Here is a 22,787-nt window from a genome sequence, read left to right on the forward strand (position 1 = left end):
ATCATGATCAACGTGCTCGTCGCTGACGACGAACTGCCCGCCGTGGAGGAGCTCGCTTTCCTGCTGGGGCGGGATGCGCGCATCGGCACTATCCATCGGGCCTCGTCCGGGGCCGAGGCTTTGCGGATGTTGGAACGGGAGTCAGTTGACGCCGTGTTCCTTGACATCCATATGCCGGCCCTTTCCGGTTTGGACATCGCCCGCGCCATCGCGCGCAGCAGCAACCCGCCCGCCGTCGTGTTTGTCACCGCTGACGAAGACTGCGCCTTGGAGGCCTTCGACCTCGCGGCCATTGACTATCTCCTCAAGCCGCTCCGTGCCGAACGGCTGGCACGTTCCGTGGACCGGATCAGCGAGCTGATCAAGGACGGCGCTCCTGCTCCCGAAATGATCACGGTGGACCTGGGAAGCACCACCCGCATGATCCGTCGGGATGATGTCAGCTATGTGCAGGCGCAGGGCGATTACGCCAGGTTGCACACGGCTGAAGCCAGTTACCTGATCCGCGTCCCGCTCAGCGATCTGGAACAAAAGTGGGCCGAGGCCGGGTTCATCCGGATCCACCGCAGCTACCTGATTGCCTTGGACCATGTAGGGCATTTGAAGCTCTCTGCCACTGCCCCCAGCGTAAGAGTGGCCGGCGCGGAACTGCCCATTAGCCGGCGCCACCTGCCATCGGTGCGTGACAAGCTGCAATCCACCCGCATCCGGCCTCAAGGATGACGCGCGTTCGCGTCACAGCACCACGCCGAACAGCGATACCGGCCCCCACCCGGTTCCCTTACGGTGGCGAAGTCGCCGAGGATTCGGATGTGGGACGTGTTTTCGTCCGTTCCCTTATCCGCTCGCAGCTGCGGCTCGCCCTGGTGGTGGCTTGCGGCTTCCTGCTGATCCTTGCTTCGTTCGCCGTGTTGCTGGTCTTCGGACCGGGCGTGGCTGAGACAAGGATCCTGGGCATTCCGCTCGACTGGCTGTTGCTGGGGCTGGGGATCTACCCTGTGATCGGCCTCAGTGCCTGGCTCTACAACCGCGCGGCCGCACGCAATGAAGCCCGATACCGGGACCTTGTGGAGGACAAGTGAATCCTGCTGTTGGCTTGGTCGCCTTTCTGGCAGTTTCGATCACGACGGCGGTCATCGGCTTCTATGGCCTGCGTATCTCCCGCACAACGGGAGACTTCTATGTTGCCTCACGCACAGTCCCGCCTTGGTGGAATGCCTCAGCGATTGGCGGCGAGTACCTGTCCGCCGCGAGTTTCCTGGGAGTCGCGGGACTGATCCTGCTGTCCGGCACCGATGCCTTGTGGTTTCCCGTTGGCTACACCGCGGGTTACCTCATGCTGTTGCTTTTCGTTGCCGCTCCCCTGCGGCGCTCCGGCGCCTACACCATCCCTGACTTCACCGAGGCGCGCCTGGATTCCAGGATGGTTCGACGCGTCACAAGCCTGGTGGTGGTGGCCGTCGGCTGGCTGTACATCGTGCCCCAGCTTCATGGCGCTGCGCTCACCATCCGCATCACCACGGGACTGCCGTCGTGGGTAGGTTCGACGGCGGTGGTGCTGGTGGTGTGCCTGACGGTGGTGGCTGGTGGGATGCGGTCCATTACGTTCGTTCAGGCTTTCCAATATTGGCTCAAGCTGACTGCGTTGGCCGTTCCTGTGATATTCGTGCTCCTGGTGCTGGCTGGAAACGACACCCCGCACCAAGCCCAACTCCCGGTCAATCCCACTGGCCAGCCAGCCGCCAGCGCATATCAGAACATTTCACTCATGGTGGCACTGCTATTCGGGACACTGGGCCTGCCGCACGTCCTGGTGCGCTTCTACACAAATCCCGATGGACAATCCGCACGCCGCACCACACTGATCGTCCTGGGGCTGCTTTCCGTCTTTTACCTCTTCCCCACTCTTTCCGGTGCTCTGGGAAGAATCTTCGCCCCGGAACTTGCACAGTCCGGACAGGCCGATGCCTTGGTCCTGCTGTTGCCCGGCAAACTCGTGGGAGGAACAGCCGGTGAACTCCTCTCAGCACTCGTCGTCGCCGGTGCTTTCGCAGCGTTCCTGTCCACCACGTCCGGGCTGGTAGTTTCGCTCTCAGGCGTCATCAGCCAGGACCTCTTTGGAGGAAGCGTCCGGGGATTCCGCCTCGCAGCGTTGCTGGCCGCCGTCGTGCCTTTGGGTTTTGCTTTCATGACCGACACCCTTGCCTTGGCCGGGAGTGTTGGACTCGTCTTTGCCTTTACGGCCTCCACCATTTGTCCCGTATTGCTGCTGGGAATCTGGTGGCGTGGGCTGACCGATGCCGGGGCAATTGCAGGGATGGTGACCGGTGCCCTGCTGTGCGGCGGGGCCATGGTGATTGGCACTGTCATGGGCCAAGGCAACGCTCCTGCGTGGCTGGCCCAACCGGCCGCATGGACGGTCCCGGCTGCTTTCGCAGTGACAGTGGCGGTTTCTGTCTGGACCAAGAACCGCGTGCCGGCTTCCGTGAACCGCGTGATGTCACGCCTGCACGTTCCGGAACGGCCAGTGGCTACCGAACGCTGACCACTGGCGAAGACGACCACTGGCACTGAAACCGGCCACCTGTTGTCCGCGCATAGGGCAAGGTGGACAATGACGCCATGTCCGAAGAACCGGAACCGGCAGCGTCCCTGAGCATCCGGGCCCAGTTGCTGGCCACCGAACACTGGAGCCTTCTTGCTTCAAGGAGCACCACGCAAGGTGAGGTGCTCACGCGTATCAGCATGTTCCTGACGTTCACATCGGCCAGCCTGCTGAGTGTGGCCCTGGTGGGTCAGGCTACGCAATTTTCCGAAGCCTTCAGGGCATTCGCGCTGACCATCCTCACCGTCGACCTCATGGTGGGCCTCCTCACCCACATACGCGTCTTAAGCGTCGGGATGGAGGATCTGATGTACGTCATCGCCATGAACCGGTTGCGGGCCGCGTACGTGGAGCTGGACCCAGACATGGCCAGGTACCTGATGGCCGGGTTCCACGACGACAGGGAAGGTTCGAAACGAACGTACTACTTCTTCGGCGGCAGGAAGGACTTCAGCCAGGTGGCTGGCAGCAGCATGGTATTCATGGCAACCGTAAACGCAGCCCTGATCGCCTTGTTGGTTGGCTCGGCGCTGTTGGTTGCCGGACTGCCGGCCGCTGTCGCGGTGAGCGTTGCCATAGTGGCAGCCTTGGCTTTTTTCGCTACAGCGCTGGCCAGCGGGAGACGACGCTACCTGGAAGTGTGGAAGAACAACCCACCCATCTCGCCAACGCCACGGTAGTTTTGGGCTTCTTAGTCGATGGCCGCCATCAGTTCAACCACACGGTCAAGGAATGCATCCACCTGGGCTTCTTCATAGCCTTCGTCCCCCTTGGCGGCGCGGAAGACTGCACGCCGAACGGTGTCCACGCTGAGGGGCTGATCGTGCTCCAGGTAACCGATGAGTTCGGCACAGAGTGCATCCACGTCCTGGACGTTGTAGCTTCGGACTTTCTTCTTGGCCGGGCGGCGGAACCGTTCGCCGTCGGGCCGGTGCAGCCGTCCACGAAGGATGCCGGAGAGCTTACCGATCTGCCGCAACCAGGCTTCCTCACCCTGCTGGCTGATGAGGTCGTCGCGTTCCCGGCGCGCGAAGGCGTCCTCAAGCCGGTCCAACGCGGCGTCGACGCTGTTGGCGTCGTAACCACCCTTGACCGGGTCAAAAGCTACATCGCGTACATCCGTGCTGGCCACTTGATCGGCGGCACCCACAGGGTTCTCGAAAGAAGTCCTGGCACGGCTAAGGAACGCATCCACTTGCTTGGCGTTGTAGCCGTACTTGCTGCGCTCAACGCGATCGAACGTTGCGGGAATCTGGCGACGAATATCCAAGGCCACTAATTTTCCTTCATCGGGGTTGTCAGACGCCGCTCAGCAGCGCGAACAGAACATAGGCTACAGGGGCCGCGAAGACGATCGAGTCCAAACGGTCCATGACGCCACCGTGGCCGGGGAGGATGCTGCTCATGTCCTTCACGCCAAGTTCGCGCTTGACCATGGACTCGGCGAGGTCTCCCGCCGTCGAAGCAGCAACCATGCCGGTGGCCAGCACCAAGCCAACCCACCACGGTTTGTCCAAAATGAGGACACACGCGAGAACGCCAATGATCATGGCACCCGCGACAGAACCAGCAAATCCCTCCCAGGACTTTTTGGGACTGATTTTCGGTGCCATGGGGTGCTTCCCGAAGGAGGCGCCCACGATGTAACCGAAGGTGTCATTCGATACGACCAGGAGCAGCATCGTGGCAATCTGCCAGGCCCCCCCTGGAATGCCGTCGGGCCATAAGCCGACTGGAGTCGCGCCACCGCTTGCATGCAGCGGGAGCGCGGCGAAACTGATCAGGAACGGTATCCAGGCGAGAGTGAAGACACCCGCGAAAACGCTGCGGGGAGCGCCTGCAGCACTCTCGATGGAGCGCCACAGCAGCACTGCGACGCAGCTTGCTGTCATGGTGAACAACAAGCCTTCCAAACCGCCAAAGTAGGCGGAAACCGGCATCACCAGAGTTCCGATCATCACAGGGATGATCGGCATCCTGGTTCCCTGGGCCTCAAGGGCCCTGAAAACTTCCCAAACACCCAGCACCGCAAACGATGTGGTGAGCAGGACGAATCCAAGCGGAAGGAACAGCAGTCCCCCAAGAACGGCGAAAAGCATGGCAAGCCCGACGCCGATGGCAGCCGGAAGATTCCGGCCTGCCTTCGGCGTCGGGTTCACTCGCAAACGCCTGACGCGTTTGCTCGTATCGCGTGTCGGGACCCTCCCAGCGGGTGCCGGCTCTGCCTGGTTCATTAGACCTCGAGCAGCTCGGCTTCCTTGCGCTTGAGCAGTTCGTCGATGCTGTCGACGTGCTGCTTGGTGATGGCGTCGAGTTCCTTCTCACCGCGCGAACCTTCGTCCTCGCCGGCGTCGCCGTCCTTGACGAACTTATCGATAGCGTCCTTGGCCTTGCGGCGGATGCTGCGGATGGAGACCTTGGCGTCTTCACCCTTGCCCTTGACGATCTTGACGTATTCCTTGCGGCGCTCCTTGGTGAGCTCCGGAATGGTGACACGGATGATGTTGCCGTCGTTGGAGGGGTTGGCGCCAACTTCGGAGTCGCTCAAGGCTTTCTCGATGTCACGCAGTGCCGTTTTGTCGTACGGCGTGATGAGGATGGTCCGTGCGTCCGGAACTGCGAAGGATGCCAGCTGCTGCAGCGGGGTGGGAGTGCCGTAGTACTCCACGATCACCTTGTTGTAGAGCCCTGGGTTTGCCCGGCCCGTACGGATCGAGGCGAAATCTTCCTTGGCTACCTCAACCGCCTTGTCCATCTTCTCGCCGGCTTCGAGCAAGGTCTCTTCGATCACGGGTTTCTCCTCAGAAAATAGTCGCTGCCCAACTGCGGGCGGCAATGCACGTTACAGGAATGCACAGTAAAGATCCGCCACGAAGGGCGGACGGTCCTAGAAATATCCTAGCCGCTGCTAGGGAGTAACCAGGGTTCCCAGCGTTTCACCCAGGATGGCGCGGGTAACGTTGCCCTCGCCCTCCATGCCAAAGACCACCATGGACAGGTTGTTGTCCTTGCACATGGTCATGGCTGTCTGGTCCATGACACGGATGTCCCGGCGCAGGGCGTCGTCATAGCTGAGGACATCAAGCTTTTCGGCGGAGGAATCCTTCTTGGGATCTGCGGTGTAGACGCCATCCACACCGCTCTTGGCCATCAGTACGACGTCGGCGTGGACTTCGAGCGCACGCTGGGCAGCTACCGTGTCCGTAGAGAAGTACGGCAGACCGGCTCCTGCACCGAAGATGACCACGCGGCCCTTTTCCATGTGGCGGATGGCCCGGCGCGGAATGTACGCCTCTGCCACCTGGCCCATGGTGATGGCGCTTTGGACGCGGGTTTCGACGCCCGCTTGCTCCAGGAAGTCCTGCAGCGCAAGGCAGTTCATGACCGTGCCAAGCATGCCCATGTAGTCCGCACGGGACCGGTCCATGCCGCTCTGGGACAGTTCGGCTCCGCGGAAGAAGTTTCCACCGCCAACCACAATGGCTACTTCAACGTCAGCGACCGCAGCAGCGATCTGCTTGGCAATAGCGCGGACGGTTTCAGGATCGACGCCGAGCTTGCCTCCGCCGATGACCTCGCCGGACAGTTTCAGAAGTACACGGCGGCGGGTCTTCTCGGGCTGGATTGCAGTATTGACGGTTTCCATGGTGCCTTCCCGTTGGTGGACTCTGGCTAGATTATCGTGCTGTGGGTCCGCGCAGATACTACCCGGACGGGTGCATGAAAAAGGGGCGGCCACCGAAGTGACCACCCCTTTTCATGAATTACTAGTTTCCGACGCGGAAACGGGATACTGCGGTTGCCTTGACGCCGGCTTCTTCGAGGACCTGTGCAACGGTCTTCTTGGAATCCTTGGCGAATGCCTGGTCAACCAGGACCTCGCCCTTGTAGAAGCCCGTCACGCGGCCTTCAACAATCTTGGCGAGTGCAGCTTCCGGCTTGCCTTCAGCCTTGGCAGTCTCTTCAGCGATGCGGCGCTCGGACTCGACCAGTTCGGCCGGGACGTCTTCGCGGGTCAGGTAGTTCGGAGCCATGGCTGCCACGTGGACGGCGATGTCGTGTGCTGCGGTGGCAGCGGTTTCGCCTTCACCGTCAACAGCGAACAGGACGCCGACCTGTGCAGGAAGGTCCTTGGAGGTCTTGTGCAGGTAAGCGTCAACCGTGGTGCCCTCAACGCGGGAAATACGGCGGACAACAACCTTTTCGCCGAGGACAGCACCCTCTTCGATGACGATCTCGGACAGCGGCTTGCCGTCGACCTCGGTGGCGAGCAGGGTTTCGAGGTCGGCAGCGCCGGACTCGACTGCAACGTTGAGGACCTTGTCAGCGAGCTGGATGAACTTGTCAGCCTTGGCGACGAAGTCGGTCTCGCAGTTGACCTCGATCATTACGCCCACGCCGCCGGTAACCTTGGCAGCAACCAGGCCCTCAGCGGTGGAGCGGCCTTCGCGCTTGGTAGCGCCCTTCAGGCCCTTGATGCGGATGATCTCGATGGCCTTCTCGGCGTCACCGTTGGCCTCGTCAAGAGCCTTCTTGACGTCCATCATGCCGGCGCCGGTGCGCTCGCGCAGGGCCTTGATGTCAGCAGCAGTGTAGTTCGCCATGTGAACCCCTCTGTCTAGAAAGTTGTGTGTTTACGGACTGACAGGACGGCAGCCCACCATGTGAGCCGCCATCCTGTCAGATGCCCCCGTTGCCGTTTCCGGCCTCAGGGAAGGTCCAGATTTACTTGGCTTCTTCGGCTTCGCCGGATGCAGCTTCGGCAGCGGGAGCTTCAGCAGCCTCGGCGGCCGGAGCTTCTTCAGCCTTGCTGCCTTCGAGGAGCTCGCGCTCCCACTCGGCCAGCGGCTCTTCCGGAGCCTCGGTGGTGCCGGTGGCGCGCTGGTTGCGGGCGATGAGGCCCTCAGCAACGGCGTCGGCAACAACGCGGGTGAGCAGGTTGACGGAGCGGATGGCGTCGTCGTTGCCCGGGATCGGGAAGTCAACTTCGTCGGGATCGCAGTTGGTGTCCAGGATGGCAACAACCGGGATGTTCAGCTTCTTGGCTTCGTCGACAGCAAGGTGTTCCTTCTTGGTGTCAACAACCCACAGAACAGACGGGGCCTTGGTCAGGTTGCGGATACCACCGAGGTTGGACTCAAGCTTGGTGAGTTCGCGCTTGAGGAGCAGGAGCTCCTTCTTGGTGTAACCGGAGCCGGCGACGTCCTCGAAGTTGATCTCTTCGAGTTCCTTCATGCGCTGGATACGCTTGGCGACAGTCTGGAAGTTGGTGAGCATACCGCCCAACCAACGCTGGTTCACGTACGGCTGGCCAACGCGGGTAGCCTGCTCGGCAATTGCTTCCTGAGCCTGCTTCTTGGTGCCGACGAACAGGACGGTGCCGCCGTGGGCGACAGTAGCCTTGACGAACTCGTAGGCGCGGTCGATGTAGGACAGCGACTGCTGGAGGTCAATGATGTAGATGCCGTTGCGCTCCGTGAAGATGAAGCGCTTCATCTTCGGGTTCCAACGACGGGTCTGGTGTCCAAAGTGGACGCCGCTGTCAAGCAGCTGGCGCATAGTTACGACGGGCATGCCGACGCTCCTTCCGGCAGGTCATTCATGAGAGAGCCCATAGGGCTGCTCTTACCCTGCCAATAGTTGACGGTTGTTTAGCCTTTGCCCGGATGGGCGCGGCTCCTGGCATCCATTGCGCTTCTCATCCGGAGGGGCCGCAAGGCTTAACCGGACCGCAAGAGGCACAATCCTCCGCAGCCTAAAGCCAAGAGGCTTCGCTGGTGGAGGGCTGGATACGCGTAGTCAGCTCTGGACCCTCACATATCTGAATGAGACATGTTCCCGAATTAGCTTGAGGGCACAGCAAACTGCTCCACCAAGTGTACTACAGCGGCACCACTCGTTTGACCGCCCGAACGCGGATGTTGTCCACATAGGACAGTCCGGGGATGGTACGGCAGGGCGGGAGCGGAAAGCCTTGGTACATGGCCATTTTGAAACTCTCCATGTCCACTCTTGTCCTCTCCGTGACCCTGGCCGGAATCCCCGGCACCACATCGCCGGCAGAGGCGCGGTGGAGCTGGCCCCTCTCCCCTGAACCCGCCGCCCTTCGGACGTTCGATCCACCGGACAAGCCGTGGCTAAGCGGACACCGCGGCGTGGACCTGGGGCCAGCGCTCGACGGCGCTACGGTCACCGCGCCGTCCGATGGCGTGGTGACCTTTGCCGGCGTCGTGGTTGACCGTCCGGTCCTGACGATCGATCACGGCGAGGGCCTACGCAGCAGCTTTGAGCCGGTCACCAGCGACCTAAAACCCGGAGATACGGTGCGCAAGGGCCAGGCGATTGGCTCCCTGGCCTCCGGACACTGCAGCGCCACAGCTTGCCTGCACTGGGGCGTCCGCCGCGGCGAGGATTACGTCAACCCTTTGGGATTCGTGGAGGACCTGAGGCCATCCATCCTGCTGCCGCTGGAATAGACGGCATTGGAACGGGAGCCTGGTATCTAGACGATGGCCGAGACTCCCGTGATAGCCCGCCCGGTCACCAGGGTGTTGATCTCGTGCGTGCCTTCGTAGGAGTAGATGGCCTCCGCATCGGAGAAGATCTTGGCCATTTCGTAGTCCGTGACAATGCCATTGCCGCCCAGGATCCCGCGGCCAAGGGCAACACTTTCCCGCATGCGTGCGGTAGTGAACGCCTTCCCCAAGGCTGACTGCTCGTCCTTTGCAACCCCCGCGTCCTCAAGCTGGGCCAGACGCACCATCATGCCCATTGATGCCACCGCGTTGCCCAGGATCTGAACCAACTGGTTCTGCACCAGCTGGAAGGCCGCCAAGGGCCTGCCAAATTGCTGGCGCTCAACCGCGTAGGATCGGGCAACATCGAAGGCAGCGAGCTGAAGACCCACGGCTTGCCAGGCGACGGCGAGCCGGGTCACCTTGAGGACTTTGTTGGTATCGCGGAAGCTGTTGGCGTTGGCCAGCTTGAAGAAGTCCGGCACCACCACGTTGTCCAGGATGATGTCCGCGTTCTGAACGGTACGCAGGGAGATCTTGTTCTCGATCTTGCTTGCCCAGTATCCGGGCAGCGAGGTGTCCACGAGGAATGCCTTGACCTGGTTGTCTTCCACATCCCTGGCGTAGATGACCACCCAATCGGAGAACGTGGCGTTGCCGATCCATCGCTTGGCACCGTTGAGGATCCAGTGGTCCCCATCGCGCCGTGCGGTGGTCCGGGTACCACCGGCCACATCGGAACCACCCAGAGGTTCGGTCAAACCGAACGCGCCGATCTTCTTCAGGGAGTAGATGTCCGGAAGCCAGGCATCCTTCTGCTCCTGGGAAGCCAGGGCTTCGATGGAGCCGGTGAAGAGGCCATCATGCACGCCCATGAACGTTGCAATGGAAGCATCGGCGCGGGTCACTTCCGCATGAAGAATGCCCGCAAAAAGGTTCGAATAGCCTTGCCGGCGCACAGGGCTGACAAGATCGATCTCCGCCAACTTGGGGATGAGCTCCATGGGAAACTCAGCGCGGTTCCAGCAATCCACCGCGATGGGCTTGACCTCGCGGGCCAGGAATTCGCGAACCTCGGCCAGGCGGTCCTGCTCCTTGCCCGTCAGCATCTGCTCAAAGGCGTAGAAGTCACCATCGGCATAAGGGAGGTTCTTGGCATCAAATGCAGCGTTGGACATGTGCGCTCCTTCAAGGGTGGTCACCTGCGACCACGTCACGGCCGCGGAAGTTACCGGCGAGTAGTAAGTTACTGATGAGTAACATACCGCAGTTGCCCGGTTCGCCGCAACGAGACGAATGGAGCAATTCAGGCTTCAGGGATTTTCACTGCGGGATCCCTTACCCGGCGATAGCGCACAGTGGGAACACAAAGGAGCCGTGGCTGACGTATGAAACGCCAACCACGGCTCCCGTGTAAAGGTAGGGCTACTCGGACTTGAACCGAGGACCTTAGGATTATGAGTCCCGCGCTCTAACCAGCTGAGCTATAGCCCCGTGACGCCCCTCCAGCCGCTAAGAAGCAGCAGTCGGGGCAAATGCACTCTAGCAATACTAATAGCTACTCGAGAGTGCTGTTGTCACACCACCATGTCCTCGTAGGAAGCCCCGCGGTACAGGTCCTCGAACGTCTGAAGGGTGCCGTTGATACTGTGCGGCTCCACCATTTCGCGGCTCACCTTGCCCATGGCTTTCAGCTGGTCCTCGGGAAGCTCCACCAGCTTGGTGATCTTCGCGGCTAGCTCCGTGCTGTCGTTGGGTGTGAAGAGGTATCCGTTTTCGCCGTCACGGACCAGATGCGGGAGTGCCATGGCATTGGCCAACAGCACCGGAGTGGAGGCAGACATGGCTTCGAGCGTCACCAACGATTGAAGTTCTGCAGTGCCGGGCATGCAGAAAATATCGGCCTTGATGTAGGCCTCGCGCAGCTCTTCATCGCTTGCCAGTCCAAGGAATTTCACCCGATCCCCCAAGCCAAGCCTGGCAACCTGTGCTTCCAGGGCCGGGCGGACTTCCCCGCCGCCCACGATCTCGAGGTGGACGTTGAGTTCCCGCGGGGTCTTGGCAATGGCGTCGATGAGCACATTGACGTGCTTCTCTTCCGCAAGGCGTCCCGCGAAAAGAACCGTGGGATTGGCATGGGGTTCGATTGTCTCGCCGGGCTGAAGTTCATAGGCTGCGGAGTCGATGCCGTTGGACAGGGGCAGGACCTTGCGGAGGAAAGCGTGCTGGTGCATGGCCTTGGCCGCCAGAGGGGTAGGTGTGGTGACGACGTCCGCCTGGCCCATCACCTTGCCCATATCCTTCCAGGAGATGCGCCCCACGATGTCCTTGAACCACTGCGGGAAAGGCAGGAACGGGTTCAGGTTTTCAGGCATGAAGTGGTTGGTGGCAACAACCCTGATGCCACGCTTTACGGCCTCGTACAGTACGTGTTCGCCAATCATGTAATGGCTTTGAATGTGCACCACGTCCGGTTGGACCTTGTCGAACAGGAGCGTGATTTCCTTCTTGATTTCCCAAGGAAAGCAGATGCGGAAGTATTCGTGGGTGAACACTCCATGCGAGCGGAGGCGGTGCACTGTGGCCTCGTCACGGAACTCCGTGTAGCTCTTGCCCGTGTCCGGACGGCAGGCCAACACGTGCACGTTGTGTCCGCGCGCGGTCATTCCCTTGGCCAGGCGGTAGCCGAACTGCGCAGCACCGTTCAAGTGCGGCGGGTAGGTATCCGCCGCGATCAGGATGGTAAGGGGTTTGTTGGTGTCGGGAATGGTCACGTGGAGAACTCCTGATGGTCACGGTGCGGAACAGCCTTGAACGGGTCAATGCTGTGGTGTCGCCGGGTTGCCGGACCGCTGGGATGCGGTGGCGCAAGTTAAAGCTTTGCCTAGGCCTTCCGGCTTGCAGCCGCCTTCGCGTCCTTCTTACGCTTGGTGACTTCCGGGTGGTGCCGGCTCAAGGCAATAACCCCCACGATAGCAAGGGAAGCTGCGGCGGCCATGCCGATTGCCATCACAGGCTGGACATCGGGACGAAGCTCACCAAGGATGACGATGCCGATGGCGATACCCACCATGGGGTCCACCACGGTGAGTCCGGCAATAACCAGATCCGGGGGTCCGCCTGAATACGCGCTCTGGACGAACCAGGAACCAAGGCCGCCGGCGGCCGCGATGGCAATGAGCGTGTACCACTGCACATTGAGCAGGAACAGGCCGTTGGGATCCAGGAGGTGCTTGCCGATGATCCGGGTCAGGACGGCCACGAAGCCAAACAGTACGCCCGCTCCCACGATGTATATGAAGGCGCTCATGCGGTGTTTGAACAGCACTGCAAGGGTGCCGAAAAGCCCGACGGCCAGGGCCAGGAGCAGCACGATTGTCAGTTCGTCTTCAGCGTTAACATGGTGGTTTTCCTGCGTGACGTTAACTGCCAGCAGTACGAACAAAGCTGATCCGGTGACGCAGGCGGTAATGGCAACCACGGTGGCGCGGTTGATGCTCAGGCCCTGGTCCTTGGCATTGACCACGGTGGTAATGACCAGGGCGATCGCACCAATGGGCTGCACCACCGTCAGGGGTGCCGATACAAGGGCGATCGCATTCATCACCATGCCAAGGCACAACAGCAAGAGCCCGAGCATCCATCGTGGGTTGCGCAGAAGCCGAAGGAACCCGTTGGAGCTCAGGGCCAGGCCGCCGGTATCGGCCTTGACCGCGCTTCCTTGGCGTTGGGCACCAATGGCAAGGAAAAAGGCGCCAAGTACGGCAAGGAAAACCGCCAGCCACACCATCAGCCGTGTCCGCCGTCGTTGGCCCGCAGTTCTTTGCCTTTACGCAGGATGGCCCAGTAGTAGTTGTAGGCCGCAATCCAGTGGCCCAACAGTCCGAGGCCGAGGAAGACCCAAGCGGCGGCGAAGTAAGCGTCGGTGTAGGGAATCGGCAATTTGGAAAGTACCAGCAACGGCGTGCCCACCAGCAGGAGCCCGGTGCGGATCTTGCCGATGATGCTGACAGGAAGGTCTGGATGGCTGCGGAAGTAAATCAGCGAGGCAATGGCAAGAATGGCGTCAGGCACCACCAGCGCGGCCAGATACCACCACTGCACGACGCCGGCGATCGCCAAAGTGATGGCAACGGCTATGAGCGCGGCCCGGTCCGCCAGGGGGTCCAGGATCCTGCCCAACTTGGAAGTTTGGTCGTAGCGGCGGGCGACATAACCATCCACCCAGTCCGTGCTGCCCATGATGACCAGGACGAGCACAGCGAAGCCATATTCCTTCTGCCACAGGACCAACCACACAAAGAGCGGAACGCCCATGAAGCGCAGAACTGTGAGCACATTGGGAACAGTAAAGACGAGGTCGTGGTCCACCTGGGGACGGTCCGGATGCGAACCAGCACCGATGAACCTCATGGTGTCCCCCTTTCCTCTCCTCCAGTGTGTGCTGTACCGCGGCAGGCTGCTACTTCTTCAGCAGCTTCCGCAGGGCAACCACGAAGACTGCAGCCGCGGCGGCGAAAGCCACGAGGTCCTTCCATCGGGAAGCAAGGCGTCCGGTGAGGTCCTCGGGGACGGCCTCCCCAAGGTCAGCGAACTTCGCCGAAGCAAAGTCCTTTCCCTCCTGGAGTTTCATTGTGGCTGTGCCCAGCAAAGCCTGGCCCTGCTTTTTGACGTCCAACTGCTCGCCAAGTTCATCGCGCACGCCGGTGAGGTGTTCCCGCCGCTTGTTCAGGCGCAGGCGGAGTTCTGCCTCCGTGGGCGCCTTGGCTGCGTCCGCTTCCTTGGCAGCTTCCTTTGCAGCCTTTTCTGCCTTCGCCTTTTCGGCGGCAGCTTCCTTGGCGGCTTTCTCCGCCTTGGCAGCGGGCGAATTGGGATCCAGGATCGATTCGTCGAAGGCCGAGCCCTCCTTCGCAATTCCGAGATCGTGCTTGAGTCCACGGATGGTGTCTTCCGGGATCAAGGGCATGGCCTTCTTGAACTTGGCGACGCCGATCAAGGCTCCGAGCGCGACGATCACGAGAAAGACTGCTGCGACGATCAACGCTGCAAGCCAGCCCGGCATGATGGTAGCCAAACCGAGAATCGCGGCCACCACCAGCGCGATCACCAGGAGGGACATGAAAACAAGGGCTACGCCAAAGAACGCTCCGGCCACCCCAACCTGGGTGGCCTTGCGCTTGAGTTCGACCTTGGCAAGGGCGATTTCATCGTTGAGTTGCCTGGGAGCCAAACGGGCAACGAGCTTGAGGGTCTTCGGCAAAGTACGGATGGCTGGTCGCGTGCTGGTCCGGCCGGTGTGACGTCCACTCATTGGGTTCCGCCTAACTGCTTCCTCTGGGCATCGTGTCGGGCGAACGCGGCCGGAAAAAGATCGCCGCGGGCACCTGTCCTCAAAACTATCATTCAGGTTCCGGCTCAACTTTCGCCGATGACACCGCGGCGCGCCTGACGTAGCTGCATAAATATGATGTGACGGCCATAGGATAGATGATCGTGACCAATCCAATTGCTCCGGGCGATTCCCTGAGCCGACGCGAAAAGCTTGTCTACATTGTCCTTCTCGGTGCCCTGACCGCTCTGGGGCCCTTCACGGTGGATCTCTACCTTCCTGCGTTTCCTGCGCTGGAGGAGAGTTTTGGCGTATCAGCCACGGCGATCCAGCTGACACTGACCGGCACCACCGTTGGGTTTGGCCTTGGACAGTTGGTGGTTGGTCCCTTCAGCGACAAGTTTGGCCGTCGCCTGCCCTTGATCCTGGCCACTGCACTGCATATTGGATCTTCGTTGGGCGCTGCATTGGCTACGGACATTGGGTTCCTGTCCCTCTTCCGTGTGCTCATGGGTATCGGCGCCGCGGGTGGCGGCGTTGTCGCAATGGCCATGGTCCGGGACTTGTTCCACGGCTATTCGATGGTCCGCATGTTCTCCCGAATGTCCTTGGTCAACGGGCTTGCCCCGATCCTGGCCCCAATCATCGGTTCCCAGTTGCTGCTGGTGTTCCCGTGGCCCGGCATCTTCTACTTCCTGGCTTGCTACGGCACGTTGGTGATACTGGCCGCGATCTTCTTCATTCGCGAAACCCTCCCGGCGGAACGGCGCGGGAAATCCACAGTCACGGTGCGGCAGCGGTACAAGACGGTGCTGACGGACCGGATCTTCGTGGGCATGTTGATGGTAGGCAGCCTCAACTTCGGTGGTTTGTTCGCCTACCTCTCCGCCTCCACCTTCCTGTTCCAGAACATTTACGAATTCTCTCCCCAGGAATACGGCCTACTCTTCGGCGTCAATTCGCTGGGTATCGTGGCGGGCGTCCAGATCAGCTCAAGGTTGATCCGGCGCGTGGCTCCACAGTGGATTGTGGCCGGAGCCACGGTATTCATGCTGCTGATGGCGGCCCTGATTATCGTGCTCGATCTCCTGCACGTGGGTCTCTGGGGCATCCTGATTCCGCTGTGGTTCTACATTTGCGCCACAGGCTTCCTTTTCCCCTGCGTCCAGGTCCTCTCCCTGGCGAACCATGGAGCCCAAGCGGGGACGGCGGCATCGCTCCTGGGCGCAGCGCAATTCATGATGGCGGGCATTGTCCCCCCTGTGGTCGGCTGGCTTGGTGTCGATTCAGCGGTGCCCATGGGCGCGGTCCAGGCTGTCTGCATCACCGGAGCCATCGCCGCACTGTGGCTGGTGGTCCGGCCTCGGACTGTCCCTTCAATCCACTAGTCCCGTCAATCCATTAGTACGGCATTCCCCGGAACCGGACCATAGGCTGTGACCATGACCAAGAAACCGCACCGCAACGGCAGGGGCCTTTTCCTCGGGGCCGTGCTTGGCGCCGTCGTCGGGGCACTGTTGGGCCGCCTCGCTGGGAGTGCACTGTTCGGGGCGATACTTGGCGCCGTCATTGGAGCGGCCCTGCTGTACCGGGTGAACCCGGGCCCCTGGAATCGGGACTAACCGTAACCGGGTCCATCCGGCCCCGGGTCTATCGGCCCGCGTAAGCCCTCCCCTTACGGCGCCTGGCAGGGCAGAATGGTGGCCAGCCGGGGGTTTCCCCCGCTTCGCCGGTGAAGGGGACATCACATGAGTGCGGCTGTGGGATATCGGGGCACTGTTTATGGCCTGGCGAGCGTACGGCGGCTGCCGGTGACCTTGGGACTCGTGCTGTTCCTGTGGGTTGTCGGGGCAGTTACGGGGAGCCTGATCGCCGGCGCCAACGAGGCACTCCTGGAACAAGTCGGGCTGGGTTTGGCGCTTGATCCGGGGCCGGGTTGGTCCATCTTCACATCATCCTTCTTCGCCTCATCCTTGCTTGACTATCTGGCGTGCACCGTCATGATCCTGGTGGGCGTGGGTATCGCCGAGCGCACCATGGGTCCATGGCTGGCCCTGGCGGCATTTATCTTTGGCTCTGCCCTGAGCGCCTTGGTGGTGATGGGGCTGGTTGCTTTTGGAACGGACAACAGCGACCAATGGCTTAGTTTCCTGGGTGGCGAGTACGTTGTGGGCGCTTACGGTGGTGCCGCCGCCGCGTTGGGATGTTCGACGGCGGCACTGGAGGCACTGTGGCGTCGTCGCCTCCGGACGTGGTTGCTGGCCGCCACGCTGATGTTCGCGTTGTTTGTAGGCGTCGCACAAACACTCCAGGCCCTTGCCGGCGCTGTCATCGGCATTCTGGCCGGTTGGGCCGTTCAGGCCCTGGTGCTGCGGCGACGTGCGGGCTCGCTTCACTCCTCGAGCCTTCGTGAGACCCGGTTCCTTGTGGGCACCGTGGTGGGTGTCTTCGCCCTGGGCCCGTTGCTCACCCAGTTGACGGGCACATTGGAGGTGGGGCCGCTTTCTGTGGTTTCCGAGGTGATGCTGCAGGCAAGCCCCAGCGTGGACGAAGTGAAGGAAGCCTGCGACAACGACAAGAGCTGCGTCACGCTGCAGAGCGTTGTGGGTGTGCAGAGTTTCGGCGCCACCATCCTGTCAGTGATCCCGGTGCTGTTGCTGCTTGTCTGTGCTGAGGGGCTGCGCCGTGGTCGCCGCCTCGCCTACAGACTGACCCTGGTCATCCAGCTCTACCTGGCGTTCGTGACGAGCGTGGCAATCCTGCAGTACGTGACGGATCCGGAAGTGACACTGGGCAATGACGACATCGGTTACCTCCTGCTCTATGCCGTTCCCGCTATTCTGGCGCCGCTGATCATCGCGGTCCTGCTGGTGATCAACCGCCACAAATTCCGGGTGGAATCCAGCGACGCCGGATATCGCGTCCTGGGCAGGACAACCCTCATCATGGCTGCTGTGGCGGCGGCCCTGTACGTGGTCTTCTGGTTCGTGGAAGGGAACCCGGGCCGCTCATCCCTGTGGGACCTCGCAGGCCAATTGACCCATATCCTGGTCCCCTTCCCCGTTCCCTTCGTCGTTGAACTGCCGCAGGGACTGCTGAGCACAGTTCTTTACGGACTGGGCGGGGACGTTATCTGGCTCTGCATCCTTTTGATGGTCCTGAACAATTTCCAGCGGTTCCGGACGCTGGCAAAGGACCCTGCTGCGGATCTGGGACACACCCGTGAATTGCTTCACGACGGCGGGGGCACCTTGTCCTGGATGGCCCTGTGGGACAACAACCAATACTGGTTCACTCCGGACAGGAGGGCCGGCCTCGCCTACCAAGTGCACAACGGAGTGGCACTGACGGTGGCGGGTCCGTTCGGGGCCCGCCAGCACCACACCGAGGCTGCGACAGGCTTCCTGGCGCATTGCGCGGCACTGGGCCTCACATCGTGCTTCTATTCGGCCACGGCGGAGCTTGACGAGGCCCTCCTTCCCCGTGGCTTCCGCAAACTGGAGGTGGCGGAAGAAACCCTGCTGAATATCCAGGCCATGACGTTCAAAGGCAAGGAATGGCAGAACGTCCGGACCGCGCTGAACAGGGCTGAGAAGCTGTCCATCAAGGACCACTGGTACCACTACGCGGAAATGCCACCGGGGATCCGGGCACAACTGGCCGAAATCTCGGAAGAGTGGGTGGCGGACAAGGCGCTCCCCGAGATGGGGTTCACGTTGGGCGGACTCGATGAACTGAAGGATCCCGAAGTCGTGTGTTGCGTGGCGGTGGACGATGATGGCTTGGTCCACGGGGTCACGAGCTGGCTGCCGGTCTTTACCGACGGCGTGGTGTCGGGTTGGACCTTGGACTTCATGCGCCGCCGAACCACTGGTTTCAAGGGGGTCATGGAATTCCTGATCGCCTCTGCCGTTACGCACTTCAAGGACGACGTTCCCCGGATCTCGCTGTCAGGCTCCCCACTGGCCAATACAGGGGGCGGGACGGACGACGGTGACCGCAGTGCCTTGGACCGGGTCCTGGCAATGCTGGGCAATGCACTGGAACCCATGTACGGCTTCAAGTCCCTGGCAGCTTTCAAATCGCGGTTCCAGCCCGAGCACCGCACTCTGTACATGTATTACCGGGACCCGCTGGCCCTGCCTTCCATAGGTCTTGCCGTTGGCTCGGCGTACTTGCCGGGGTTGTCCCGCGCACAGAGCGCCGGTTTGCTGCGGCAAATGGTTGCCCGGGAACCAGCCGCATGACCGCCGCCGGACAGACGCGGCCGTCATGAAGGGCCTCCTGGAAATCGAGATCAGCGGGCCGGTGGTCATGACGATAGCCGTGGTCATCGGCGTCGGGCTTTTCCTGTTGCTGTTCCTCAGGCCGTCTTCGCGCTGGGTCATCACCGCGGTGCTTGGCATTGTGGTGACAGCAGCGCTGGGTTGGTTCACGGTCTGGATCGTGGAGGATGTCCTGGACGTCTTCCACGTGGGCCTGACACCTCGCGTGTGGTTCTGGGTGATCACCGGCTTCGCTGCCCTTGGGCTGGCCGTGGTTAGTTTCCGCCACAGTCCCAGGTGGCGGAAGGTGGTGGCGGCGATATCGATTCCTGTGTTCCTCCTGGTTACTGCGCTGGGCGTCAACATGGAGTTCGGGCTCAACAGGACCCTGGGCTCAGCGCTGGGGATCTCCACTGAGGAAGCCATCCAACTGAGCAAACCGGACCCGGACGCTCCCCTCCCTTCCGGCCCCCTCTGGCAGAGCTGGAAACCGCCCGCCAACATGCCAACAAAGGGCGAGGTGGGAACACAGGTCATTCCAGCCACAGCCTCGGGTTTCAATGCCCGCCCTGCCGGGATCTACCTGCCGCCTGCTGCCCTGACGGAGAATCCTCCCCGTTTGCCTTTGTTCGTCCTCATGATGGGCCAGCCGGGCCTCCCTGATCCCCAGTACGTTTCGGCCGCGTTGGACGAATTTGCTGCGAAAAACAACGGCTTGGCGCCCATCGCGATCGTGGCCGACCAGATCGGACCGGATCAAGACGACACTCTGTGCCTGGACACAGCAAAGTACGGAAACGTGGAGAAGTACATCAACGTTGACGTGGTGAACTGGGCCAAGGCGAACCTGAACATCCTCCCGGACCGCGACCATTGGACCATCGCCGGATACTCCAACGGCGGGCAGTGCGCCATCTCCTTTGTCCTCAAATACCCGAAGCTGTGGGGCAATGTGGTGGACATCTCCGGCGAGGAGTTTCCCGGGGCGGAAGACCCTGCAGGCAACCTTGCAGAGATCTTTGGCGGCAACCAGGCAGCCTATGACGCACAGAAACCCATCAACATCATGAAGGGTAAGCAATTTCCAGACACCACTGCCGTTTTCACCGTGGGCTCGGATGATGTGACTTATGTTGCAGCTGCGAAGGCTGTCTCCGCGGCTGCGAAAGCTTCCGGAATGACGGTGACCTATTACGAGGTGCCAAACGGCGGGCATGTAGGCATCGCATTGAACGCCGGCCTGACAAAAGGGTTCGAGGTGCTGTATCCCAGGCTTGGTTTGTCCGGCTAGGCAGGGCCTGTTGCCGGCCCGCCCCCGGCGATAAAGTTGAGATGTGCCACATTGGCAAGAGCTGCAGCCGCTTCCGGCACCTTGGCAGCGTCGGGATGAACGCATCCTGCCGCTGTGGTGGGAGCGTTTGTGCTCCGTGACCAGTCCCCAGTCTGCGGCACTGTATGCCGCCGGCCTTTTCACTGATGATCGCCGCCGGCCCATCGCCCAGTGGTACAACCCAGAAGCCGACGCCGCGTTGCTGGTTGCCCCGGAGACCTCACCTGAGTGGCCGGTCCAGCGGTTTGGAATCTTCTATGCGCCCCCGGGCGGAGGTTTCACGCGCGTTTACTCCGCACCCCATGAATGGCATCCGCGCGAACCGCGAACACCGCCGACCGAACAGGAAGCCTTCCTGGCGGCCGTGGCCGAAGCGGCACGGTTCCTCCAGGTGGAGATGGATTTCGTGTAAAAAAGTGGACCCCGCACCAGTACGAAACCGGCGCGGGGTCCTTGCGCTCCTCCGACTGGACTTGAACCAGTAACCCTTCGATTAACAGTCGAATGCTCTGCCAATTGAGCTACGGAGGAATGAAGCGGTTATGACTTTAGCAAAGGTTTTATGCGAATGCGAATCGGCCGGAGATACCCCCTGGGGGTATAAAAATACCCCCGTTCCGAGACTCCGGAACGGGGGTATTGTGCGCTCCTCCGACTGGACTTGAACCAGTAACCCTTCGATTAACAGTCGAATGCTCTGCCAATTGAGCTACGGAGGAATGAAGCGGTTACTAGCTTAACAGGGCCCCGCCGGAAAACGAAATCGAGCATCCCGGCCGCTTCCGACAGCCCTCGGCAGAGACCGTCAGGAGTCTGAACGCAGGGCTCGACGCTGCATTTCCAGCACCATCAGTTCCCGGTTCAGCCGCTGGAATTCCTCTGGAAATGCAGTTGCGTCAAGGCGCTGCAGCTGACCCATCTTGTCCGCTTTAATGCGGGTGATCTGCAGTTCGAAAAGCCTCGCCAAAATGTCCCGGCAATACCGCTGCATGGCCTCCGGGGTACTGGCTGGCAAAGGCGTTACTGCCAACTCAGAAACCAAGGGCCGCAGAGGCTCCGGGACTTCCTGCCGGATGTGCTCCACCCATCCCACGGGATCAGCCGTGCGGGCCAATCCTGTGGCACGCACGGCTGCGTGGACCGCCGCGTAGGCAGGGGTAGCAAAATGGGACGCCTCAAAGCGCTCCCATGCCCCGTCTCCCAGGACTGAGGGCTCCTGGAGGACCACTTCCAGTGCTTGGCGCTCCATCCCTGCCACGGGGTCCCGCGGGTCGGGACGGTTGAAGACCTGACCGCTCGACGCCTGACCGTTCGACGATGCCGCCGTCGTCGTGGGTTGTTCCGCAGCGCCGGACGGAGCAGCGCCGGATGCCGCACGCTTGGCTGCGGCTCCAACGTAGCGGCTGACTTCCTCAATCGGCATGCCCAACCAGCCAGCGAGTTCGCGTATGTAGGCCGGGCGGATGCCGGAGTCGCGGATTTGTGCCACAACGGGCGCCGCTTCCCGCAGCGCCGCGACGCGACCTTCTACCGTGTCCAGGTTGTGCCTGCGGAGCGAGGCCCGGATGGCGAACTCGAAGAGCGGCTTCCTGCTGTCGATGAGTTCGCGAACTGCGGCATCGCCCTTGAGTTGACGAAGATCACAGGGATCAGCGCCAGTGGGCTCTACTGCGACGTACGTTTGCGCGACGAATCGTTGGTCTTCCTCGAAGGCGCGGAGGGCGGCCTTCTGGCCGGCGGCGTCTCCGTCGAAGGTGAAGACCACTTCTCCCCCGGTGCCGTCGTCCGAAAGCAGGCGCCGGGCGATCTTGATGTGTTCGGTGCCGAACGCCGTGCCGCAGGTGGCGACCGCCGTCGTGACTCCTGCGAGGTGACAGGCCATGACGTCGGTGTACCCCTCAACCACCACCAGCTGCCGGTCCTTGGCGATGTTGCGCTTTGCGATGTCGATCCCGTAGAGGACCTGGGACTTTTTGTAGAGAGTGGTTTCAGGCGTGTTCAGGTACTTTGGACCCTGATCGTCCTCGTAGAGCTTCCGGGCGCCGAAGCCGATGGTGTCGCCGGCGATGTCCCGGATGGGCCAAACAAGCCTGCCACGGAAGCGATCGTAAATGCCCCGGTTTCCTTCAGAAAACATGCCCGTAAGTTTGAGCTCAGCGTCGGTAAACCCACGGCCACGCAGGTGCTTAAGGAGCGAGTCCCAGCCCTGCGGCGCATAGCCCACGCCGAAGTGTTCGGCCGCCGCGCGGTCAAAGCCCCTGCCATCGAGGAAGTTGCGGCCCTCGGCGGCTCCGGGCGTCAGCAACTGGGCGCGGAAGAACTCGTCGGCGATCTTATGGGCATCCAGGAGGCGCTGGCGCTTGCCCACTTCTTCGCGGCTCGGACCGGTGCCGCCGTCCTCGTAACGCAGCTCATAGCCGATCCTGGCGGCCAGCTTTTCCACTGCCTCGTGGAAGGAGCTGTGGTCCATTTTCTGCACGAAGGAGATGGCATCCCCGTCTTCGCCGCAGCCGAAGCAGTGATATCTGCCCACTTGGGGGCGCACAGTGAAGGATGGTGAGCGTTCGTCGTGGAAGGGACACAGGCCCTTGAAGCTACCCAAGCCGGCACTCTTCAGGGTGACGTAACCGTCAACGACTTCCTTGATATCCGTGCGCTGGCGTACTTCGTCGATATCTTCACGTTTGATCAAGCCAGCCACGTGACCATCCTAGCCGCTTGCCCCAAGAGTCCCCGCCGTTAA

At 61.5% G+C, this 22,787-nt stretch carries 22 protein-coding genes and 3 tRNA genes; 10 read left to right on the plus strand and 15 right to left on the minus strand.

What is annotated here, in order from left to right:
- The first annotated feature begins 3 nt into the window (after window positions 1–3).
- The 4 genes from ABIE18_RS04720 (at window position 4) to ABIE18_RS04735 (ending at window position 3,285) form a co-directional block, all read left to right on the plus strand.
- On the plus strand, window positions 4–723 hold the full coding sequence (locus tag ABIE18_RS04720) for a LytR/AlgR family response regulator transcription factor (protein WP_499721492.1): 720 nt from the start codon (window positions 4–6) through the stop codon (window positions 721–723).
- Window positions 720–1,082, plus strand: a complete 363-nt coding sequence (locus ABIE18_RS04725; RefSeq protein ID WP_477513652.1) for a DUF485 domain-containing protein — start codon at window positions 720–722, stop codon at window positions 1,080–1,082. Before ABIE18_RS04720 ends, ABIE18_RS04725 begins: the two co-directional genes overlap by 4 nt.
- A complete protein-coding gene (locus tag ABIE18_RS04730) occupies window positions 1,079–2,545 on the plus strand; it encodes a sodium/solute symporter (RefSeq protein ID WP_499721493.1) in 1,467 nt (488 codons plus the stop codon). Before ABIE18_RS04725 ends, ABIE18_RS04730 begins: the two co-directional genes overlap by 4 nt.
- Window positions 2,546–2,622: 77 nt before the next feature.
- Window positions 2,623–3,285, plus strand: coding sequence for a hypothetical protein (locus ABIE18_RS04735; RefSeq protein WP_499721495.1), 663 nt, complete (start codon window positions 2,623–2,625; stop codon window positions 3,283–3,285).
- Window positions 3,286–3,296: 11 nt separating this feature from the next.
- Here ABIE18_RS04735 and ABIE18_RS04740 read toward each other — a convergent pair whose 3' ends face one another.
- The 6 genes from ABIE18_RS04740 to rpsB form a co-directional block, all read right to left on the minus strand.
- Window positions 3,297–3,881, minus strand: a complete 585-nt coding sequence (locus ABIE18_RS04740) for a DivIVA domain-containing protein (RefSeq protein ID WP_499721497.1) — start codon at window positions 3,879–3,881, stop codon at window positions 3,297–3,299.
- 22 nt (window positions 3,882–3,903) lie between these two features.
- Window positions 3,904–4,839 (minus strand): phosphatidate cytidylyltransferase, encoded by a 936-nt coding sequence (locus tag ABIE18_RS04745; RefSeq protein WP_499721499.1) that lies wholly within the window; start codon window positions 4,837–4,839, stop codon window positions 3,904–3,906.
- The gene (gene frr / locus ABIE18_RS04750; protein ID WP_216925335.1) at window positions 4,839–5,396 is read right to left on the minus strand and encodes a ribosome recycling factor; all 558 of its coding nucleotides are present in this window, start codon (window positions 5,394–5,396) and stop codon (window positions 4,839–4,841) included. The genes ABIE18_RS04745 and frr overlap by 1 nt, the downstream gene beginning before the upstream one ends.
- Before the next feature lie 117 nt (window positions 5,397–5,513).
- Complete coding sequence (gene pyrH / locus ABIE18_RS04755) at window positions 5,514–6,251, minus strand: UMP kinase (RefSeq protein ID WP_224092194.1); 738 nt, start codon at window positions 6,249–6,251, stop codon at window positions 5,514–5,516.
- 121 nt (window positions 6,252–6,372) lie between these two features.
- Window positions 6,373–7,209, minus strand: a complete 837-nt coding sequence (gene tsf, locus ABIE18_RS04760) for a translation elongation factor Ts (protein ID WP_431119372.1) — start codon at window positions 7,207–7,209, stop codon at window positions 6,373–6,375.
- A 121-nt stretch (window positions 7,210–7,330) separates the two neighbouring features.
- Window positions 7,331–8,179, minus strand: a complete 849-nt coding sequence (rpsB, locus tag ABIE18_RS04765; protein WP_431119370.1) for a 30S ribosomal protein S2 — start codon at window positions 8,177–8,179, stop codon at window positions 7,331–7,333.
- A 407-nt stretch (window positions 8,180–8,586) separates the two neighbouring features.
- On the opposite strand from rpsB, the gene ABIE18_RS04770 reads away from it, so the two are divergent.
- The gene (locus ABIE18_RS04770; RefSeq protein ID WP_499721501.1) at window positions 8,587–9,081 is read left to right on the plus strand and encodes a M23 family metallopeptidase; all 495 of its coding nucleotides are present in this window, start codon (window positions 8,587–8,589) and stop codon (window positions 9,079–9,081) included.
- Between the two features lie 26 nt (window positions 9,082–9,107).
- Here the strand turns inward: ABIE18_RS04770 and ABIE18_RS04775 are convergent, their stop codons facing one another.
- The 6 genes from ABIE18_RS04775 to ABIE18_RS04800 form a co-directional block, all read right to left on the minus strand.
- Complete coding sequence (locus ABIE18_RS04775; protein ID WP_499721503.1) at window positions 9,108–10,298, minus strand: acyl-CoA dehydrogenase family protein; 1,191 nt, start codon at window positions 10,296–10,298, stop codon at window positions 9,108–9,110.
- Window positions 10,299–10,540: 242 nt separating this feature from the next.
- Window positions 10,541–10,614: transfer RNA gene (locus tag ABIE18_RS04780), tRNA-Ile, on the minus strand.
- Window positions 10,615–10,697: 83 nt separating this feature from the next.
- Complete coding sequence (locus ABIE18_RS04785; protein WP_477513660.1) at window positions 10,698–11,894, minus strand: glycosyltransferase; 1,197 nt, start codon at window positions 11,892–11,894, stop codon at window positions 10,698–10,700.
- A 110-nt stretch (window positions 11,895–12,004) separates the two neighbouring features.
- Window positions 12,005–12,910, minus strand: a complete 906-nt coding sequence (locus ABIE18_RS04790; protein ID WP_499721504.1) for a DMT family transporter — start codon at window positions 12,908–12,910, stop codon at window positions 12,005–12,007.
- Complete coding sequence (locus ABIE18_RS04795; RefSeq protein ID WP_499721505.1) at window positions 12,910–13,533, minus strand: CDP-alcohol phosphatidyltransferase family protein; 624 nt, start codon at window positions 13,531–13,533, stop codon at window positions 12,910–12,912. The genes ABIE18_RS04790 and ABIE18_RS04795 overlap by 1 nt, the downstream gene beginning before the upstream one ends.
- A gap of 49 nt (window positions 13,534–13,582) precedes the next feature.
- Window positions 13,583–14,431 carry a phage holin family protein gene (locus ABIE18_RS04800; protein WP_498701737.1) on the minus strand — a complete coding sequence of 283 codons (849 nt, stop codon included), beginning with the start codon at window positions 14,429–14,431 and terminating at the stop codon, window positions 13,583–13,585.
- 176 nt (window positions 14,432–14,607) lie between these two features.
- On the opposite strand from ABIE18_RS04800, the gene ABIE18_RS04805 reads away from it, so the two are divergent.
- The 5 genes from ABIE18_RS04805 to ABIE18_RS04825 all read left to right on the plus strand — a co-directional run bounded on the left by ABIE18_RS04805 (window position 14,608) and on the right by ABIE18_RS04825 (window position 20,456).
- Entirely contained in the window at window positions 14,608–15,837 is a 1,230-nt protein-coding gene (locus tag ABIE18_RS04805) for a multidrug effflux MFS transporter (RefSeq protein ID WP_431119359.1), read from the plus strand.
- A 54-nt stretch (window positions 15,838–15,891) separates the two neighbouring features.
- Window positions 15,892–16,071 (plus strand): YMGG-like glycine zipper-containing protein, encoded by a 180-nt coding sequence (locus ABIE18_RS04810; protein WP_216925346.1) that lies wholly within the window; start codon window positions 15,892–15,894, stop codon window positions 16,069–16,071.
- Window positions 16,072–16,197: 126 nt separating this feature from the next.
- Window positions 16,198–18,696: a bifunctional lysylphosphatidylglycerol flippase/synthetase MprF gene (locus ABIE18_RS04815; RefSeq protein WP_499721506.1), complete on the plus strand. Its 2,499-nt coding sequence runs from the start codon at window positions 16,198–16,200 to the stop codon at window positions 18,694–18,696.
- Window positions 18,697–18,721: 25 nt separating this feature from the next.
- Window positions 18,722–20,005, plus strand: a complete 1,284-nt coding sequence (locus ABIE18_RS04820) for an alpha/beta hydrolase (protein WP_499721507.1) — start codon at window positions 18,722–18,724, stop codon at window positions 20,003–20,005.
- Window positions 20,006–20,048: 43 nt separating this feature from the next.
- Window positions 20,049–20,456: a hypothetical protein gene (locus ABIE18_RS04825; protein ID WP_400279842.1), complete on the plus strand. Its 408-nt coding sequence runs from the start codon at window positions 20,049–20,051 to the stop codon at window positions 20,454–20,456.
- Window positions 20,457–20,502: 46 nt separating this feature from the next.
- Here ABIE18_RS04825 and ABIE18_RS04830 read toward each other — a convergent pair.
- The 3 genes from ABIE18_RS04830 to dnaG form a co-directional block, all read right to left on the minus strand.
- Window positions 20,503–20,575 (minus strand) — tRNA-Asn (locus ABIE18_RS04830).
- Between the two features lie 115 nt (window positions 20,576–20,690).
- Window positions 20,691–20,763, minus strand: a tRNA-Asn gene (locus ABIE18_RS04835).
- A gap of 86 nt (window positions 20,764–20,849) precedes the next feature.
- Window positions 20,850–22,745 carry a DNA primase gene (gene dnaG, locus ABIE18_RS04840; protein ID WP_499721508.1) on the minus strand — a complete coding sequence of 632 codons (1,896 nt, stop codon included), beginning with the start codon at window positions 22,743–22,745 and terminating at the stop codon, window positions 20,850–20,852.
- Window positions 22,746–22,787: the final 42 nt, after the last annotated feature.

The sequence above is a fragment of the Arthrobacter sp. 2762 genome (assembly GCF_040548745.1).
Taxonomy (GTDB): Bacteria; Actinomycetota; Actinomycetes; order Actinomycetales; family Micrococcaceae; genus Arthrobacter.